1 pseudogene is annotated in these 2,060 nt (G+C 75.3%); it reads left to right on the plus strand.

The features are described 5' to 3' along the window. Positions 1-234: 234 nt before the first annotated feature. Positions 235-2,060, plus strand: a pseudogene (locus tag GT045_RS24275) (hypothetical protein); the annotation flags it as partial.

Consider the following 2,060-nt stretch of genomic DNA (forward strand, 5'->3'; position numbering starts at 1 on the left):
CTCCGTGACGCGCATCTCCGTGACGCGCATCTCCGTGACGCGCTTCTCCGTGACGACGTGACGAACGAAAGGGACGCTCCCATGAGGGGGACACTCCGGCCGGGGGCCGGGAAAGGGGCCGACGTCGGACGTCGGACCGAGGCCGGAAGGCGGACGGACGTCGCGAGACGGACCGGAGCCGGGAGACGGGCCGGCCGGCTGCGGGCGGTCGCCGTCAAGGCGGTGTCGGCTGCGGTGGTCGCTGCGGTGCTGGGCGGGCTGACCACCCCGGCCCAGGCCGCCGCGCCCGGGCGACCGGCCGTGTCCGAGGCGCGTACGGCCGCGCTGCTCGCTGCGGCCCTGCGGGCGCGTGCGGATGCTCCGGCGCCCGGCGCGCCCATCACCTCGCTGGCCCGGCTCAGCTCCGACGCCGACCGGCAGCTGGTCGAGGACTACGCCGAGTTCGACGAGGAAGAGGAGGTGCGCGAGGCCGCCCGGAAGGCGCTGGAGAGCACGGACCCGAACGCGATCCGCGACTTCCTGGAGCGGGGCGAGGCCGAGGCCCGCAAGCGGGCCCAGGACAGGCGCGACGCCGCCGACGCCGAGAACCGCAGGCGGATCGAGGACCTGCGCGGCACCGGCGGACCGTACTTCAACGCCGAGGTCGAGCGGGTCCTGAAGGGCACCGCCCGGGACCGCGCGGACTTTCTCGCCTTCGGCGCGGAGATCGCCCGGCAGCGGGACAAGAGCACCGAGGAGAACGAGCGCAAGCGGGCCGAGGAGCTCCGCAAGCGGGTCGAGATGCTCGCCACCAGCGGCGGTCCCGAGGTGCAGCGGGCCGCTCGCATCGCTCTCGCCACCGATGACGACAAGGCGATCGCCGAGTTCCTGGAGAAGGGCTATGAGATCGCGGCGCGGAAGGACGCCGACGAGCGGGCCGCCCGGGAGAAGGAGCAGAAGGAGGCGCTGGAGGCGGCGGAGCGGCTGCGCAAACTGGCCGACGACACCGCCCGCGCCGCCCGGGCCCGTGCCAAGCTCATCGCGGTGCACGGCAACGCCGTCCGTGCGCTGAAGAACGCCTCCAACGCGATGAGCCTGTCGGCCGCCGCCTCCCGCGAGGCGGACCGCATGCTGTCCGCCGACCAGGCGGGCAAGCGGCTGTCGGACTACACCGAGGTCAAGAAGGACGCAGCCCGGCAGGTCGGATTGGCAGACACCGCCGCCAAGCAGGCCCAGGTGGCCGCCGGCCAGGCCAGGGTGCAGGCCGACATCCTGGTGGAGACCGGACTGACCTACGGGGTCCAGTGGTCCCAGATCGCCAGCGGCATCGCCGCCGCGGCCGACGCCGCCCACCGCGCCGCCCAGACCGCCCGGCACGCCGTCGACGCCACTGCCGCCGACGCGGCCGGCCTCAACGCCGCGAACAAGGCCGAACTGCACGCCAAGCAGGCCGAGGCGTGGCGCACCAACGCTCAGGAGCACGCCAAAGCCGCCGCCGCCATGGCGCGGCAGGCCGAGGCCCAGGCCAAGATCGCCGCCGACGCCGCCGCCAAGGGCCGCCAGGCCCGTATCGACGCAGAGCAGGCCGAGAAAGACGCCTGGGAACACGCCCAGAAGACCCGCGACGCCCGGGTGGTGGCTCAGAACCAGGCCAAGATCGCGGCCGAGCAACGACTCATCGCCGAGCGCGAGCGTGGGCTGGCCGCCGCCGCGCGCGCCACCGCGGAGCGGCAGCAGGCCACCGCGGCCGAGGCACGTACCCGGGCCGACGCCGAGGGGCGTACCGCCTCCACCAAGCGGGCCGAGGCCCAGCAGGCCGCGATCAATGCCTCTGCGGCCCGGGACCGGGCCGCCACACAGGAGGGCATCGCCGCGCAGGCCGACGAGAAGGCCCGGGGCGAGGAGACCAAGGCCCGCCAGGCCCGGGAGGACGCCACCACCGCCGAGCGGGAGAACGATGCCCAGCAGGCCCGGCTGCGGGCCACCGAGGCGGTGGAGGCGGCCGCCCGTGGCACGGACGGCTCCGAGGCCGCCAGGGCCGCCGCGGACGCCGCGCGCGCCGACGCCGCCACCGCCAGGCA

Origin of the sequence: Streptomyces sp. SID486 (assembly GCF_009865385.1) — a bacterium.
Lineage (GTDB): Bacteria > Actinomycetota > Actinomycetes > Streptomycetales > Streptomycetaceae > Streptomyces.